At 62.0% G+C, this 16,298-nt stretch carries 10 protein-coding genes and 1 tRNA gene; 9 read left to right on the top strand and 2 right to left on the bottom strand.

What is annotated here, in order from left to right; translation table 11 throughout:
• The first annotated feature begins 220 nt into the window (after nucleotides 1-220).
• The 8 genes from acs to P3T24_RS16310 all read left to right on the top strand — a co-directional run bounded on the left by acs (nucleotide 221) and on the right by P3T24_RS16310 (nucleotide 11,376).
• The gene (gene acs, locus P3T24_RS16345; protein WP_429436101.1) at nucleotides 221-2,203 is read left to right on the top strand and encodes an acetate--CoA ligase; all 1,983 of its coding nucleotides are present in this window, start codon (nucleotides 221-223) and stop codon (nucleotides 2,201-2,203) included.
• A 76-nt stretch (nucleotides 2,204-2,279) separates the two neighbouring features.
• A complete protein-coding gene (locus P3T24_RS16340) occupies nucleotides 2,280-2,663 on the top strand; it encodes a DUF4212 domain-containing protein (RefSeq protein WP_429436098.1) in 384 nt (127 codons plus the stop codon).
• Nucleotides 2,664-2,667: 4 nt separating this feature from the next.
• Nucleotides 2,668-4,686, top strand: a complete 2,019-nt coding sequence (locus tag P3T24_RS16335; protein ID WP_074265248.1) for a sodium:solute symporter family protein — start codon at nucleotides 2,668-2,670, stop codon at nucleotides 4,684-4,686.
• Nucleotides 4,687-4,789: 103 nt separating this feature from the next.
• Nucleotides 4,790-4,880 (top strand) — tRNA-Ser (locus tag P3T24_RS16330).
• 467 nt (nucleotides 4,881-5,347) lie between these two features.
• The gene (locus P3T24_RS16325) at nucleotides 5,348-7,879 is read left to right on the top strand and encodes a type VI secretion system Vgr family protein (protein ID WP_429436095.1); all 2,532 of its coding nucleotides are present in this window, start codon (nucleotides 5,348-5,350) and stop codon (nucleotides 7,877-7,879) included.
• A complete protein-coding gene (locus P3T24_RS16320; RefSeq protein ID WP_429436092.1) occupies nucleotides 7,876-9,255 on the top strand; it encodes a hypothetical protein in 1,380 nt (459 codons plus the stop codon). Before P3T24_RS16325 ends, P3T24_RS16320 begins: the two co-directional genes overlap by 4 nt.
• Before the next feature lie 8 nt (nucleotides 9,256-9,263).
• Entirely contained in the window at nucleotides 9,264-10,256 is a 993-nt protein-coding gene (locus tag P3T24_RS16315) for a PoNe immunity protein domain-containing protein (protein ID WP_429436090.1), read from the top strand.
• Nucleotides 10,257-10,389: 133 nt separating this feature from the next.
• Nucleotides 10,390-11,376, top strand: a complete 987-nt coding sequence (locus tag P3T24_RS16310; RefSeq protein ID WP_429436087.1) for a PoNe immunity protein domain-containing protein — start codon at nucleotides 10,390-10,392, stop codon at nucleotides 11,374-11,376.
• A 282-nt stretch (nucleotides 11,377-11,658) separates the two neighbouring features.
• On the opposite strand, the gene nudC is transcribed toward P3T24_RS16310, so the two are convergent.
• The gene (gene nudC / locus P3T24_RS16305; protein ID WP_429436085.1) at nucleotides 11,659-12,603 is read right to left on the bottom strand and encodes an NAD(+) diphosphatase; all 945 of its coding nucleotides are present in this window, start codon (nucleotides 12,601-12,603) and stop codon (nucleotides 11,659-11,661) included.
• A gap of 259 nt (nucleotides 12,604-12,862) precedes the next feature.
• On the opposite strand from nudC, the gene P3T24_RS16300 reads away from it, so the two are divergent.
• A complete protein-coding gene (locus P3T24_RS16300; protein ID WP_429436175.1) occupies nucleotides 12,863-15,616 on the top strand; it encodes an excinuclease ABC subunit A in 2,754 nt (917 codons plus the stop codon).
• Here the strand turns inward: P3T24_RS16300 and P3T24_RS16295 are convergent.
• A complete protein-coding gene (locus P3T24_RS16295) occupies nucleotides 15,582-15,869 on the bottom strand; it encodes a DUF1488 domain-containing protein (protein WP_074265238.1) in 288 nt (95 codons plus the stop codon). The genes P3T24_RS16300 and P3T24_RS16295 overlap by 35 nt on opposite strands.
• Between the last annotated feature and the right edge of the window lie 429 nt (nucleotides 15,870-16,298).

Raw genomic sequence — 16,298 nt, 5'->3', positions numbered from 1 at the left:
GCAACGTTTATCTTGAGCGATGAACGGGTCGATCGTCAGACTGCGGGCATATTGCAGTGCCGCACGCGGTTTCGCCGTTCGGCTGCGCGGACAGTGAAGGGTCCGCGCCAGGGTTGGAGACAGGTGTCGCGGGCAAAGGCTATGCGGCGCCACCATGACATGACGCGTCACCGGCGCGTCAGCACAGGATTTTCGTTTTATCTTCACCAAGGGGTAGTCGATGTCTGCGATTGAATCGGTTCTTCAGGAACGCCGCGTTTTCCCACCCTCCGCCGAAGCCATGGCGGGCGCGACGATCTCTGGTATGGACGCGTACCGGGCGCTCGCCGCCGAAGCGGAACGCGATTACGAAGGCTTCTGGGGACGTCTCGCGAAAGAGACGTTGAGCTGGAACAAGCCCTTCACCAAGGTACTCGACGAGTCGAAGGCGCCGTTCTATACGTGGTTCGAGGACGGCGAACTGAACGCGTCGTACAACAGCCTTGACCGCCACGTCGAAGCCGGTAACGGCGAGCGCGTCGCGATCGTCTTCGAGGCCGACGACGGCACCGTCACCAACGTCACCTATCAGGACCTGCTGCAGCGCGTGAGCCGCTTCGCCAATGCGCTGAAAAAGCGCGGCGTGAAGAAGGGCGACCGCGTGGTGATCTATATGCCGATGTCGATCGAAGGCATCGTCGCCATGCAGGCTTGCGCGCGGATCGGCGCGACGCACTCGGTGGTGTTCGGCGGCTTCTCGTCGAAGTCGCTGAATGAGCGTCTCGTCGACGTAGGCGCCGTGGCGCTGGTGACGTCTGACGAACAGATGCGCGGCGGCAAGGCATTGCCGCTGAAGAACATCGCCGATGAAGCGCTTGCGATGGGCGGCTGCGAAGCGGTCAAGAGCGTGATCGTCTACAGGCGCACCGGCGGCAAGATTGCGTGGAACGAAGGCCGCGACCTGTGGATGCATGAACTGACCGAGGCCGAGTCCGACCAATGCGCGCCGGAGTGGGTCAGCGCTGAGCATCCGCTCTTTATCCTCTACACCTCGGGTTCGACCGGCAAGCCGAAGGGCGTGCAGCACAGCACCGGTGGCTACCTGCTGTGGGCCACGCAGACGCTGAAGTGGACATTCGACTGGAAGCCCACGGATGTGTTCTGGTGTACCGCCGACATCGGCTGGATCACCGGCCACAGCTACATTGCATATGGTCCGCTGGCGCTCGGCGGCACCCAGGTGGTGTTCGAAGGCGTGCCGACTTATCCGAATGCGGGACGCTTCTGGGACATGATCGCGAAGCACAAGGTCTCGCTGTTCTATACGGCGCCTACCGCGATCCGTTCGCTGATCAAATACGCTGAAGCCGATGCGAAGGTGCATCCGAAGAGCTACGACCTGTCGTCGCTGCGCGTGATCGGCACGGTCGGCGAGCCGATCAATCCGGAAGCGTGGATGTGGTACCACGAGAACGTCGGTGGCGGCCGTTGCCCGATTGTCGATACATGGTGGCAGACGGAGACGGGCGGTCACATGATCACGCCGCTGCCGGGCGCGACGCCGCTGGTGCCGGGTTCGTGCACGCTGCCGCTGCCGGGCATCATGGCGGCGGTGGTCGACGAGACCGGCCAGGATGTGCCGAACGGGCAGGGCGGGATTCTGGTGGTCAAACGTCCGTGGCCTTCCATGCTGCGTAACGTGTGGGGCGACCCGGAGCGCTACAAGAAGAGCTATTTCCCGGAAGAACTCGGCGGCAAGCTGTACCTCGCCGGCGACGGCGCAGTGCGCGACAAGGAAACCGGCTACTTCACGATCATGGGCCGTATCGACGACGTCCTCAACGTGTCGGGCCACCGGCTCGGCACGATGGAGATCGAGTCGGCGCTGGTGTCCAATCCGATCGTCGCGGAAGCGGCGGTGGTGGGGCGTCCGGACGATACGACTGGCGAAGCCGTGTGTGCCTTCGTGGTGCTGAAGCGCTCGCGTCCGGAAGGCGAGGAAGCGGCGAAGATTGCCAACGAACTGCGTGCGTGGGTTGGCAAGGAGATTGGACCGATCGCCAAGCCGAAGGACATCCGATTCGGCGACAATCTGCCGAAGACGCGCTCGGGCAAGATCATGCGCCGCCTGCTGCGCTCGCTGGCCAAGGGCGAGGAGATCACGCAGGACGTATCGACGCTGGAGAACCCGGCGATTCTCGATCAGCTTGGCGAGTCGCTGTGAGTGTAGTGTGAGCTTCTGAGGACACCGCGCGGACAACCCCGATTGCCTGCGCGGTTCCTTTTTGATACATAGGCGCATGGCCGCGCCGCATCCCCCCTCTCAATCCGCGCTTCATCCGCTTCCCGAACCGCCTCCGGTCTCGGCGGCGATGGCGCGCGCGCATCGACGCTACTGGCGTTTCAACCTGCTGTCGATCGGCGTATTGATGGCCCTCGGCTTTCTCGTTTCGTTCGTGGTGCCGCTGGCCGCGCCTGCATTGTCGAAGGTCCGTTTCGCCGGTTTCAGCCTGCCGTTTTACGTCGGCGCTCAAGGGGCGATCCTGATCTACGTGGCGTTGATCGTCGTCTATATCGTGCTGATGCAGCGTGCCGATCGTACGCTGCAACGCGCGTTCGATGCGGACGCAAACGTCGACCCTGGCACGACGCCGGCCAGCCCCACCACAGCGCGAGGAAACTGAGCCGATGACGCTCACGCATCGGCTCATCCGCTCATACGCGTTCTACACGCTAGGGTTTCTGGCCTTCATTTACGTGATGTGGCGCATCGAGAACGTGACGGGGCCGGGCGTGTGGATCGGCTATGTGTTCCTGTTCGTGCCGATCGCTGTGTATGCAGTCATCGGTCTGCTGTCGCGCACCTCCGATCTGGTGGAGTACTACGTCGCGGGACGGCGCGTGCCGTCCGCTTTCAACGGTATGGCGACTGCGGCGGACTGGTTGTCGGCGGCGTCGTTCATCGGTCTCGCGGGTTCGATCTACGCGACGGGCTACGACGGTCTCGCGTATCTGATGGGCTGGACCGGCGGCTATTGCCTGACCGCGTTCCTGCTCGCGCCGTATGTTCGCAAGCTGGCGCGCTACACGATTCCAGACTTTCTCGGGACGCGCTTCTCGAGCAACGCAGTGCGCGGACTCGCTGCGCTGTCCGCCATCCTGTGTTCGTTCGTCTATCTGGTGGCACAGATCCAGGGCGTGGGACTGATTGCGACGCGCTTTATCGGGGTCGATTTTGCGGTGGGGATTTTCTGCGGACTGGCGGGCATTCTGGTGTGCTCGTTCCTCGGCGGCATGCGCGCGGTGACGTGGACCCAGGTGGCACAGTACGTCATCCTGATCTTTGCGATTCTGATTCCCGTATCGATGATCGCGCATAAGGATGGCCTCGGCTGGGTGCCGCAATTTAACTACGGACGACTCATGTCGCGTGTCGAGATTCTGGAGCGCCAGGTGCGCGACTCGCCGCTGGACCAGAACGTACGCGAGAACTACCGGATGCAGGCGGCGCAGTTGCAGACGCAGATCGACAGGCTGCCGCAATCGTTCACGGAAGCGAAGCAGCAACTGACGCAGCAGGTGGCTGACTTGCGCCGGCATAACGGTCCGTTGCGCGACATCAACACCGGCGAGCGGGCGCTTGAACTGTTTCCGCGCGACGCCGATGCCGCGAGGATCGTGTGGACGCAACAGCGCGAGGCGTTGCTGATGCGCGCGTCGTCGCCGGTGCCGATGGCCGAGCCGTTTCCGGCGATCAGCGCCGAAGACCGGCAGACGCATGAGCGCAATTTTTTGTCGCTGCTGCTGTGTCTGTCGCTGGGGACGGCGAGCTTGCCGCATATCCTGACGCGCTATAACACGACCACGTCAGTGGCCTCGGCGCGACGCTCGGTCGGTTGGACGCTGTTCTTTGTCGCGCTGTTTTATCTGACCGTGCCGGTGCTATCGGTGCTGATCAAGTACGAGATCCTCGCGAATCTCGTGAATCATCCGTTTGCCGATTTGCCGCAGTGGTTGACGCAGTGGCTGAGGATCGAACCGAACCTGATCAGCGTCGCCGATACGAATCACGATGGCCTCGTGCAGTGGAGCGAGATCCAGATGCAGCCGGATATGGTGGTGCTGGCGGCGCCGGAGATTGCGGGGCTGCCGTATGTGATGTCGGGCTTGATCGCGGCGGGGGCGCTGGCGGCCGCGCTTTCGACGGCGGATGGACTGCTGTTGACGATTGCGAATGCGCTCTCGCACGATGTCTACTATCACATGGTCGATCCGGCAGCGTCGAGCCAGCGGCGGGTGACGATCTCGAAGATTTTGCTGCTGGGGGTGGCGCTGTTTGCGTCGTACGTGGCGTCGCTGAATACGGGGAATATTCTGTTTCTGGTGGGGGCGGCGTTTTCGCTGGCGGCGTCGAGCCTGTTTCCGGTGCTGGTGCTTGGGGTGTTCTGGAAGCGTACGACCCGGCTTGGGGCGGTGGCAGGGATGGTGGCGGGGCTGGTGGTGTGCATTTACTACATCGTCTCGACATATCCGTTTTTCACGCAGATGACGGGGTTCGTCGGGGCGCGGTGGTTTGGGATCGAGCCGATCAGCTCGGGCGTGTTTGGCGTGCCGGCGGGGTTTCTGGTGGCGATTCTGGTGAGTCTCGTGGATCGGAAACCGGACGCTTATACGCGGGCGCTGGTGGACTATATCCGGCATCCGTAAGGCGGCTGGATCGGCCTCTGGCGGGCGTTTGAGCGGTGTTCGAGGTCCGTTTCAGGACAGGGGTGGCGCGGGCTCCGGATTTTGCTATAATTCGGCTCCCGCCGGAGAGATGGATGAGCGGTTTAAGTCGCACGCCTGGAAAGCGTGTATAGGTTAATAACCTATCCGGGGTTCGAATCCCCGTCTCTCCGCCAGAATGGAACATCAAAACCCTGTAAGTTCAATGGCTTACAGGGTTTTTGTTTTTTCTGGCCCATCAAATGGCCCATCATCGGGCAGTGTTTCACGGCTGGCCAATGATGCCACTCGGCGTTTGACGCCCGTCTCTCATTCGTCACTCTCCTCCAGAATCCGGCTATGTCCGGTGCGCGACGAGGGAGGCCGTAACGAGCAAGCGGTGGTGAGCAGACGATTCTTGCGAGACCGCCCAAAGCCCACTCAAGATTGGCCATCCAGGCTCGTCCGCTGTTGGACAGCGCTTAGTGATTTTGCCTTGACAACAAATGACAAATTCTGTGCCTCTGACTCGTAGAATCGGGACGGATCGCGCGGTAAAAACCTTCAGGGGTTGAACTGGCCTCGCATCGCGGCCTACCAATCTAAGCAGTCCTGATGCACCGCAGGCCGCGCCTCTAAAAACAATCATCGAGGAGGGCAGCCTATGGCGGACTTGCAAGACGCGCCGCAAGCCATACCAGGCAGACAGGCGTATCACCTCACCGTGCCGGGCGCAGATAGCGCGGTGGTGCTGTCGGTCGTGTCGTTCACCGCGACCGAAAAAATGGGCGCACCCAATGAGGTGCGTGTCATGTTGACCCACCCATTGCAGCTTGCGCGTGCTGACTACCTGAACCGCGAAGCGTCGTTTTCAATCGAGGCAGACGACGGGACCATACGCAGGTTCTCCGGGTTCATCGCGCGCTTTTCGACGTTGCAAACCACGAAGGATTTCGTCGCGTACGAAATCGTGCTCAGGTCGCATATCGCGCGGCTTGAGGCCGTCACGCGTAACAGGATTTTCCAGCACGGCACGACGCCGGACATCCTGAAGGCCATCGCGCAGGGCCAAGGCATGCGGCCCGAGCAGATGTCGTTTCGCTTGCGCAGGCAGTATCCCCAGCACGCGTTCCGCATGCAGTACGGAATGTCGGACGCGGCCTACGCCCATATGCTGATGGAAAAGGCGGGTATCTACAGCTATATCGTCGAAACGGAATACGGCGACCAGACGGTCTATGGCGACGACATCGACCACTATATCTACGACCCGCAGTTGATCGTGCCGTACCGCGAGGCAGCCGGACTTGAAGCGGGCGGCATCGAGGCGGTCACGTCGATCAGTACGCATACCTCGACAGTGCCGAGGTCGTTCATGGTCGCGGACTACAATCCGGATGCGGCTTGGGAGCGCTTCAGGGACGAAGCCAACATCGCGCCGCAGGACGACACGACCTATGGCCAGGCCTATGTCTATGGTACGCACCATCTTGACCAGGCGGGCGCGCAGTGGGAGGCACAACTTCGCCACGAAGCGGCCATCGCCCGCCAGGTTGTCTACGAAGGCGAGAGCAACGTGCTTGCGTTGCAGTGCGGCCGTGTGCTGGAAATCGATGCGGTCCTGGTCGATGCGCCAAAGGGCATGGTCATCATCGAGATTACGCACAGCGGCGCGCGTGACAAGGCTTATTCCAACACCTTCAGGGCGATTCCCGCCGACCGGCGCTTCAGGCTCGAACTGAAGCCGCAGACGTGGGCCAAAGTGAGCGGCACCCTGTCGGGGCGAATTTGCAGTCCGGACAGCTACACCTATTCGTACATCAACGCAGACGGGCGCTATATCGTTCGTTTCGATTCAGACTTCGAGACGTGGCCCAATGGCGGCGAGAGCGTACCGCTGCGCCTGGCAAAACCGTTCGCGGGCAAGGGGCGAACCGGCATGCACTTCCCCGCGCTTGACGATGCCGAAGCGGTGATTACCTGCCGTGATGGCGATCCGGATAAGCCCGAAATCAGCGCCTTCCATCACCATAGCCAGGCGCGCGACCTGGTGACGAGCGACCGGCGCTGGCTCTCGCGCAACATGATCCGCACGCAGAAGAATAACAAGCTGCGTTTCGAAGACTGGTCGGGCCAGGAAGGGGCCAAGCTGAGCACGGAACATTCGGGCAAGTCGCAGCTGAATCTCGGCTACCTGGTCAATAACAAGCTGGAATACAGGGGCGAAGGCTATGAGCTTCGCACTTCGGGTTACGGCGTGAACCGCGCGGGCAAGGGAATGATGGTCACGACCTATGACCGCCCTGGCGCGACCGGCCAGCAACTGGACATGCAGGAAACCATCGCGCAGCTTGAGAGTGCGCTGGTGATCGCGAAGGCGCTGGCCGCTTCGGCCGCGAGCGCGAAGGCCGAGCCAGCAGACACAGACGCCCAGCAGCAGATGAAAAACGACCTGGACGGCCTGAAGAAGCCGGGCCTGCTGATGAGCACGCCCACCTCCACTGCCATTGTCGCGGGCCAAGGCATGCAGTTCGCGGCGCAGGAGAACATTAGCGCCGTCGCGGGGAAGAATGCCGACACGAGCGTGCTGAAACGCTTCACGGTCGCAGCGGGCGAAAAGCTCTCGCTGTTCGCGCAGAAGTTCGGCATCAAGATTTTTGCAGCCAAGGGTCCAGTCGAGATTCAGGCGCAAAGCGGCCCGATGTCTTTTATTGCGGACAAGGACGTGAACGTCGCCAGCGTCAACGGCAAGGTCGACCTGTCCGCCGCGAAGGAAATCATCCTGGAGTGCGGCGGCGCGTTCGTGCAAATCAAGGACGGCAGCATCACCGTCGGCGGTCCCGGCGATCTGTTCCTCAAGACCATTACCGTGCAGAAGCAGGCCAAGGCGTCGATGAATACGCCCATGCCGTCCCTGCCCCGCTCCGCGCCCGCTGTCACCGATCTGGAATTCCGGCGCATCTATCCCGATGGCTCGCCGGTCGCGGGATGCCGCTATGTGGCGCGGCTCGACAATTACCGCCAGCAGCGCGGCATGCTCGACGCGGACGGGTATGTGCGCTTAAGCGGCCTGTCGGCAGGAACCGGAGGCCGTATCCGGTATCTCGACGACCCGAACCCCCATAGCAGTATCCATACCGTCGCCGTTGACGACGACCTGGCCGAACTGGTGTCATCGGCCGGGAGGAAGGCATGAGCGTGTTGGGGGATGTATGGGATGAGGCTGTAGGCACGCTTGAATGGCTGAAGTCGCTGACGCTTGGGGAGTTCGCAGAAGACCGGCCCACAAGTGTGATCGTGACGGACATGCTGGTAGCCATCGCGGTTCCGGGCGCGGTGGTCGTCACAAGCGCGCGCGATCTGGCGGCGGTGAGTCTGCGGCTCGGCAAACGGTACGACGGTGGTTCGACCGATGCGGAGAATGCCGCGCATCCCGAATGGCAGGAATGGGTGATCCTTGTCGCGTCGGCGCTGGGCGTGTTCGGTCCGGCGCTCTGCGCGGCGGTCGGCGGCCTGGCGGGCGCGATGGTCGGTGACGAGGCCGCAGCGGTGATCCGCGCGGTGTGCCTGTTGCTGATCGAAAAGAGTGGCCTGGTGCTGGAAAGGGTCGTTGGCTTTCTGGCGCGCTTCACGAAAGGCAATATCGTCAAGCTGCTGGCGAAGATACGCTTTGCCGACTACGGCGACCCGCTGGTGAAGAACCTCGACAAGTTTTTCAAGTGGGTGCTGGCGAAAATCCAGTATGCGCAGGCGCTTCTGAGCCGGATCGAGTACATCGGTCGGGCGCGCGAACTGCTTGCGGAACTGGAGCGCATGGAGAAGCGTTTCTATGCGGTGCAGGTCAATGCCGTGAAGCAGGTTCCGCAGGCGCTGGCGAAGCTGGACGAGGCGTTGCAGAAGCTGCTCAAGGAGACAATGCCGCCGACGTATCATCCGGCGTATGCGGGCGTCCCCGCGCCGAAGCCTGAAGTGGTTGCGCCGCCGAAGGTGCGCGTGAGTCCGGGCATTGGCGAGCCGCCGAAGGTGCTGCCGATGAAGCGCGACGGCGCGGAGGGTGTTGGCGGTGGTGGCCCGTTGCCCGAGCCGCAGGAGGCGGTGCCGGGTAGCAGCAACGTCCATCGCGACGACGTGGCGGAGATGAGCCGAGCGCAGAAGGGTATCTTTGGCGAGAAGGTGAGCGATGATTTCATGACGGTGCGGCGGTACCGGTCGGAACTGTCGGCGAACCGCCAGATGCGGCTGCTGGAGCAGCAACCGATGGGCCGCGGCATCGACGGTGTATACATGAAGCCGTGGAGCGAGCCGCCTCCCCCTTACGTCGTGACGGAGACGAAGTTTCGGACGGGCGGCAAGTTCGAGGCCAAGAATCTGCCGAATACTCGATCCGGCAAACAGATGAGTGATGACTGGGTCGAAGACAGACTTGTCGACGCGGTGGGTCGGAAGACTGCTGCCGATATTAGCAAGGCAGGATACGACAAATGGCTGATGGTTGTAGATGAATCGGGCACGGTCGTGGACATTGCCAAGCTGGATAGCAATGCCAACGCGATTGGCAAAATACCCATTTGAGGCAGGACATGAGTGAATTGTTTGATCAGGTGAAGCGCGAGCCATTGCTCCCGAAGAGCCACTACGATGAGACGTTGGATTTCTACGAAAACCTTCTGGTCGATCCGGAAATCGATCAGATTCTGGCCGACCCGACAAAAGACGAAGGGCACAAAAAACGACTGTCTTGGGAGCGAACCGGTACATCGCTTCGAATATTGATTGCGCGTTACTCGGCCGGCGAGGATGTGGCGTCGCTCAGACCCTACACCGTGCGCATGTTCGAATTGTACAGAGTGCATCGTGAACGGTTTGCTACGTACAACAAGTTACGGCTGTGGGAACCCGACGCTTACCAGTACACGATGTGGCTGCTGTCGCTGGCGGTGCTGCTCGGGCTGAAGGAATGGGTGCCGACTATCGCGACGTGGATCAGCACCGATCGCGAGGACGGCCAGGACGTGCTGGTGAGCCACCTGTTTGGCCGCCTGGGCGTTTCCTTGCCGGGTGAATCGCCAATCCATGAGAAGCCGTATGCCGACCTGTTGCGTGCTACCGAAACGCAGGGTGAAGCACAACAAAAGGCGATGGCCGACTACCTGAAGCGCTGGTATGGCGGCATGAAGGATTGCTACTGGCACGACCGGCATAAGCGCCTGAATGGGTTCTTCTTTGGCTACTGGGCCTTCGAGGCTGGGCTCGTAACGCTGCTCTGGAACATTGACGACCGCAGCTACCGCGACATGCGGTTCTATCCGAAGGACCTGGTGGATTTCGCGCGCAAGCAGGCGACCGCTCCGCAGGGTGAAATGCAAAAGCCACACATCTCGCGAAAGACCGGCGAGCGATGCCCGTACGCAGGCCGCTGGGGTGTGCTCGAGTCGCCGGGCGCGTTCGTGCAGGAGCGCATGTTCAAGGAGGGCGACGTGTTCCCCGAGGGCATTGGTCGCGACCGTATCGAAGGACCGGTCACATGGATCGTGATGTCCCGCGAGGATGGCGGACCAACCCGCGAAGCGTAAGCGAATGATCGAGGGCAAATCACGGCACCCGGACGCGATGCCGTTTTTCGTTTCACGCCAGCCAAGGCTGTTACGGTGCCAGTGAATTGAACGGCCCTGATGGGAAATCCACACAAAAGGAACGGCTACCAAAATGAGTGAAGCATTCGACAAACTGAGGCGTGAGCCTTTGCTTCCAGAGCATCACTACCGAGAGAAGTTGGAGTACAAGGAAGGCCGGTTAGTGAAGCTTGAACAGATGCTTGTTGCTCCAGAAAAATTCCCTGGCCACAAGCGCGGTCTATCTTGGGACAGGGGCACTATTTCGTTAGAGATTCTGATTGCCCGCTATTCAGCCGGTGAAGCCGTGGTTTCACTCAAAGCTGACATGACCCGTTGCATGGAATTGTTCAAGTCCCACTATGAGTCATATCCAGACTACGGACGACTGCGCCTTTGGGAGCCCGACGCTTACCGATACGTGATGTGGCTGCTGTCGCTAGCGGCGCTGCTCGGACTCAAGGAATGGGTGCCAACTATTGCGACGTGGATTAGCACTGATCCCGACGACGGCCAGGACGTGCTGATGAGCCGCCTGTTTGACCGCTTTGGCGTTTCCCTGTCGGGCGCTTCGCTGATACACGCGAAACCCTATACCGACCTGCTGCGCGCAACCGAAACGCAGGGTGAGGCACAGCAACAAGCAATGGCCGACTATCTGAAGTACTGGTATGGCGGCATGAAGGATTGCTATTGGTACGACGGTCACAAAAGTCTTGGCGTGTTCTTTTTCGGCTATTGGGCTTTCGAGGCCGGGCTGGTAACGCTGCTCTGGAACATTGACGACCGCAGCTATCGCGACATGCGGTTCTATCCGAAGGACCTGGTGGACTTTGCCCGTGAGCAGAAAGATGCCCCGCAAGGGGAAGTGCAAAAGCCACACATCTCGCGAAAGACCGGCGAACGCTGCCCGCACGCAGGCCGCTGGGGTGTGCTCGAATCGCCGGGCGCGTTCGTGCAGGAGCGCATGTTCAAGGAGGGCGACGTGTTCCCCGAGGGCATTGGTCGCGACCGTATCGAAGGACCGGTCACATGGATCGTGATGTCCCGCGAGGATCGCGGACCAACCCGCGAAGCGTGAACGAATGATTGAGAGAAAATCACGGCACCCGGACGCGATGCCGTTTTTCGCTTCACCGCCAGCGTGGGTTCTCGTTCACGAGGCCGCGCGCTTCGCGCAGCTAGGGCAGGCGTATCACGTCATGGCCGCCGCGCAACTCGCGGCAGCCTGTTTCGGGACCCGATCATAGTTGTGGCCGACAACTCAACCTGCGACGGGGCGGGACTGTTTGACCCGGAGTTCGGACAGTGGCACGTTGTTACCCCTCCTGAGTGTTGAGCTCATCGGATGATACGGATACCCTCAACCGCTTAACACCGCAGCACCCTTATCCGCATACGCCTGCAGCAGATGATGGGCAATAGCGAACGGCTTCGGCGCCGACAGCCCGCTCGCGCTCGTACCCGCGAGCATCGCCGCGACCTCTGAGCGCGAAAACCAGCGGGCGTCTTCGAGTTCCTCTGTATCGACCACGATCTGGGTATCGCTCGCCTGCGCAAAGCAGCCGATCATCAGCGATGAAGGGAATGGCCACGGCTGTGACGCGAAATAGACAACCTGTGCGCACCTCACGCGAGCCTCCTCCATGACTTCGCGCCGCACGGCGTCTTCCGTGGTTTCCCCCGGTTCGACGAACCCGGCAAGCGCCGAATACATCCCCGGGGCGAAATGGCGCTGGCGCCCAAGTAAGCATCGTTCACCGTCAATGACGAGCATGATCACGACCGGGTCCACCCGCGGGAAGTGGCGTGCGCCGCAAACATCGCAGATGCGTTGCCAGCCGGCCGCCGCGATGCGGCTCGGCGAGCCGCAGTTTGCGCAGTAGGAGTGGCGGCGCTGCCAGTCGAGCATCGACTTCGCCTGACCGAGCATTCCCAGTGTCGCAGTGCCGACAAGACCCTGCAGCGCGATAGAGCGAAGCTCGATGCGCTCGTGGAGCGTGTCTCCCGACGGATCGTCCGCGGCGGGGTTGAGTGTGAAGCCGAGCGCAAAGCGTCCGCTGCCGTCGCTTTCCTCGCCGAGAAACACGCTGTGAAGCGGCTCGCCGAAGGCCGCCGTTTCACTCGCGATGTACCACGGGTCATGCTCGGTGCCTCGCTTGAGCAAGGGAGCGTCTCCGTCGAAGACGAGAAATCGCGTAGCCGGGTTGTTGCGTAGCGCTTCGATGAAGGCGTGATCGTCGCGTCTTTCGGAGCGGCGCTCGAGCGTATTGTGGTTAAAACCGATGGACGTGGAAGAGGTGGTCATCGTCAACAGGAAATATGGGCCATATGTTCGGGAAGTATGGCACGGTGTTCCGCTTGATGTATCGGACCACGATCCGGAAAGCCGTCGTTGGCTCATTGACCGAGGGAACCGCCCATGGCCGGTTTGGCTAGAATGAAGCTTGTGCAGATTTTTCTTGGCACGCGATACCGAAGTCATGATCGCCTCGTACGGCGAACCCAGCGGCACGTCGCTTGCGACCGCATGCAAGACCGTCACCCCCGAACCTATCCCTGTCGCCATGGCCAAGCCCTCACGGTCCTCCACTCCCAAGCATTCGGTTGATCTTCCCGAGTCGTCCACTTTTGTGCCGCGCGGCTTCGTCCAGGTTCGCGGCGCGCGGGAGCACAACCTGAAGAACGTCGACGTCGACATTCCCCGCGATGCGTTGGTGGTGTTCACCGGCGTGTCTGGTTCCGGCAAGTCGTCGCTTGCGTTCGGCACGCTGTACGCGGAAGCGCAGCGGCGTTATTTCGAGTCGGTCGCGCCATACGCGCGGCGGCTGATCGAGCAGGTCGGCGCGCCCGATGTCGATGCGATCGAAGGCTTGCCGCCCGCGGTCGCCTTGCGGCAGCAGCGCGGCACGCCGAGCGCGCGTTCGTCGGTGGGTAGCGTGACGACGCTGTCGAGCCTCGTCCGCATGATGTATTCGCGAACCGGCAGCTATCCGCCGAAGCAGCCAATGCTGTATGCGGAGGACTTCTCGCCGAACACGGTACAGGGCGCCTGCCCGACTTGCCACGGGCTCGGCCGCGTCTATAGCGTGACCGAACGCTCGCTGGTCCCCGACGATTCGCTCACGATCCGCGAGCGCGCGATCGCCGCATGGCCGCCCGCATGGCACGGCCAGAATCTGCGCGATATCCTTGTCACGCTCGGTTACGACGTCGACACGCCGTGGCGCGATCTGCCGAAGAAAGACCGCGACTGGATTCTGTTTACCGACGAACAGCCCACGGTGCCGGTCTACGCGGGCTTCACGCCGAAGGAGACACGCGCCGCCCTCAGACGCAAGGCAGAGCCCAGCTATCAGGGCACGTTCACCGGCGCGCGCCGGTACGTGTTGCATACCTTCGCCAATACGCAGAGCGCGTTGATGAAGAAACGCGTGTCGCAGTTCATGCTCGGCAGTGAATGCCCATCGTGCCACGGCAAGCGGCTGAAGGCGGAAGCGCTCTCGGTGACGTTCGCCGGTATGGATATCGGCGAGCTCTCGCAGCTACCCATCGCACGGCTGGCTGCCTTGCTCGAACCCGTCTCGCGCGGCCAGTGGCCGTCTTCCAGCACGTCCGCTGATGGCGAAGTTATGGACAAGGCCAGCCGGCGCGAAGCGGTCGCGCGCCGTGTCGCGGCCGGCGGACAGGCTCACCAGGCTGCCCCTGACGTGCGCCGTACGCCCAACCTGTCCGACGAGAAGCGCGTGGCCGCGCAGCGGCTTGCGATCGAACTGCTCGAACGTCTGAAAACCCTCATCGACCTCGGCCTCGGCTATCTTGCGCTGGACCGCGCGACGCCGACTCTGTCCTCCGGGGAGCTGCAGCGGCTGCGGCTCGCCACACAGCTGTCGTCACAGCTGTTCGGCGTTGTCTACGTGCTCGACGAGCCGTCTGCCGGACTGCATCCCGCGGATGGCGATGCGCTGCTGGAAGCTTTGCAGCGCCTGAAGGACGCGGGCAATTCGCTGTTCGTGGTCGAGCACGACATTAGCGTGATGCAGCGCGCCGACTGGCTCGTCGACGTGGGCCCGGATGCCGGCGAGGCGGGCGGACGTGTGATCTACAGCGGACCACCCGCAGGCCTTGCGGATGTCGAAAGCTCGCGCACACGCCGCTACCTGTTTGCGCAGGGCGAGTCAGACGCTCAGGCGAGCGAGGCCGCGCCCCGTCCGCGCCGCGAGCCCCGCGGCTGGCTGCGGCTCGAAGGCGTGACGCGCAACAATCTGCACAAGCTTGCGGCGGATTTTCCACTGGGTTGCATGACCGCGGTGACGGGCATCTCGGGATCCGGCAAGTCCAGCCTGGTGAGCCAGGCGCTGACGGAACTCGTGGCGGAACATCTCGGGCGCGTACCCGATCTTGCCGAAGACGACGAAGTCGATCCGCTTTTTGCGGCCCCGCCTGTCACGACCGACGGCCGGATCACAGCCGGCATGGACAGGATCAAGCGCCTTGTGCGCGTCGACCAGAAGCCGATTGGCCGTACGCCGCGCTCGAATCTCGCGACCTATTGTGGCTTGTTCGACACCGTGCGCAAGCTGTTTGCCGCCACTCCCGCTGCACGCAAGCGTCGCTACAGCGCCGGCCGGTTTTCGTTCAACGTCGCGCAAGGACGCTGCCCGACGTGCGAAGGCGAAGGCTTCGTGATGGTCGAGCTGCTGTTCTTGCCAAGCGTCTACGCGCCTTGTTCGACGTGCCATGGCAGCCGCTACAACCCGCAGACGCTCGAGATCCGCTGGCGCGATCGCAACATCGCTGAAGTGCTGGCGATGACCGTGGACACCGCATGCGACTTCTTCGTCGACGAAGCGCAGGTGATGCGCTCGCTGACCGTGCTTCGCGACATCGGCCTGGGCTATCTGCGGCTGGGACAGCCGGCCACGGAGCTATCCGGAGGCGAGGCGCAACGCATCAAGCTTGCGACCGAGCTGCAGCGTGCGCAACGTGGCGATACGCTGTACATCCTCGACGAGCCGACTACGGGTCTACATCCCGTCGACACCGATCGCCTGATGGTGCACCTGCATGGCCTTGTCGATGCTGGCAATACCGTGGTGCTGGTCGAGCACGACATGCGCGTCGCGGCGCAAAGCGACTGGATCCTCGATGTGGGCCCAGGGGCTGGAGAGGAGGGTGGCCGGATCGTTGTGAGCGGCCAGCCTGAGACGGTGGCGCTCGCCGAGGACAGTCGTACCGCGAGCTATCTGCGGGCCGTATTCGACGCCAGGTCGAAGAGGCCGCCACTCAAGAAATCGAATACCGGTTCTGCGGACCGCTGACATACCGCTTCCGGGCGATCTCCAGAAGCTTTTCCCGAAACTGGTCGAACGCCCCGAGTATCGACCGCTCGTCGGAGCCCGCACCCGGCTGCAGATTCCTGATCACCGCGTCATCCACCAGGAAGGTGATTTCGCGCGAATTGTCGTATCCCCAGAAACACACACAATGCCTCGCGGCATCGTAGCTCCGGCTGGGATTGGGGAATTCAAGTGCCACGATCAGCCCTTTACGCTTGCAACTGAGTAACGCCATTTACTGGCATTCGAATCAATTGAAGCAAAACTGACGCGTCTCTGTTCCGCGCGCAGCGCATCGGCTGTTTCGAGGACAAGGGCGTGCGTCCTGCGCTCGAGAGTGTACGCACTCGAACCGCTGGTGACTGTAGAAGCTGATTTGGTCTGTACTGGCATGATGGATCCCTGAGCACGCGGCCGCGAGACGCAGCCAGCCGTCTCCCCACTGTATACCCTTCGCGAGCCGCCAGCGTCTTTTATTCCGCGGGGTCTTCGCGGACCTGCCCGCGATTCGCTTTCCTTTCCTGCTCAAAACGCCCGATTCGTATCGCAATGTATCTGGTCGCCACGGTGATACACGACGTTGCAATCGGCCCGTTTTCCGACACAAGCCAGATACGTCGCCGGGGCTTAATGCATCAACGCCGGATGACAGACTCACGCACCG

This window comes from Paraburkholderia sp. GAS33, assembly GCF_050436645.1.
In the GTDB taxonomy this organism is placed as follows: Bacteria; Pseudomonadota; Gammaproteobacteria; order Burkholderiales; family Burkholderiaceae; genus Paraburkholderia; species Paraburkholderia phenazinium_B.
This window is presented reverse-complemented; position numbering and strand designations above follow the sequence as displayed.

Coding starts and splice junctions, on each gene's coding strand:
- P3T24_RS16340 (WP_429436098.1), top strand. CDS start 2,280: ATGGCCGCGCCGCATCCCCCCTCTCAATCCGCGCTTCATCCGCTTCCC.
- P3T24_RS16335 (WP_074265248.1), top strand. CDS start 2,668: ATGACGCTCACGCATCGGCTCATCCGCTCATACGCGTTCTACACGCTA.
- P3T24_RS16295 (WP_074265238.1), bottom strand. CDS start 15,869: ATGGCGTTACTCAGTTGCAAGCGTAAAGGGCTGATCGTGGCACTTGAA.
- P3T24_RS16315 (WP_429436090.1), top strand. CDS start 9,264: ATGAGTGAATTGTTTGATCAGGTGAAGCGCGAGCCATTGCTCCCGAAG.
- nudC (WP_429436085.1), bottom strand. CDS start 12,603: ATGACCACCTCTTCCACGTCCATCGGTTTTAACCACAATACGCTCGAG.
- P3T24_RS16320 (WP_429436092.1), top strand. CDS start 7,876: ATGAGCGTGTTGGGGGATGTATGGGATGAGGCTGTAGGCACGCTTGAA.
- P3T24_RS16300 (WP_429436175.1), top strand. CDS start 12,863: ATGGCCAAGCCCTCACGGTCCTCCACTCCCAAGCATTCGGTTGATCTT.
- P3T24_RS16310 (WP_429436087.1), top strand. CDS start 10,390: ATGAGTGAAGCATTCGACAAACTGAGGCGTGAGCCTTTGCTTCCAGAG.
- P3T24_RS16325 (WP_429436095.1), top strand. CDS start 5,348: ATGGCGGACTTGCAAGACGCGCCGCAAGCCATACCAGGCAGACAGGCG.
- acs (WP_429436101.1), top strand. CDS start 221: ATGTCTGCGATTGAATCGGTTCTTCAGGAACGCCGCGTTTTCCCACCC.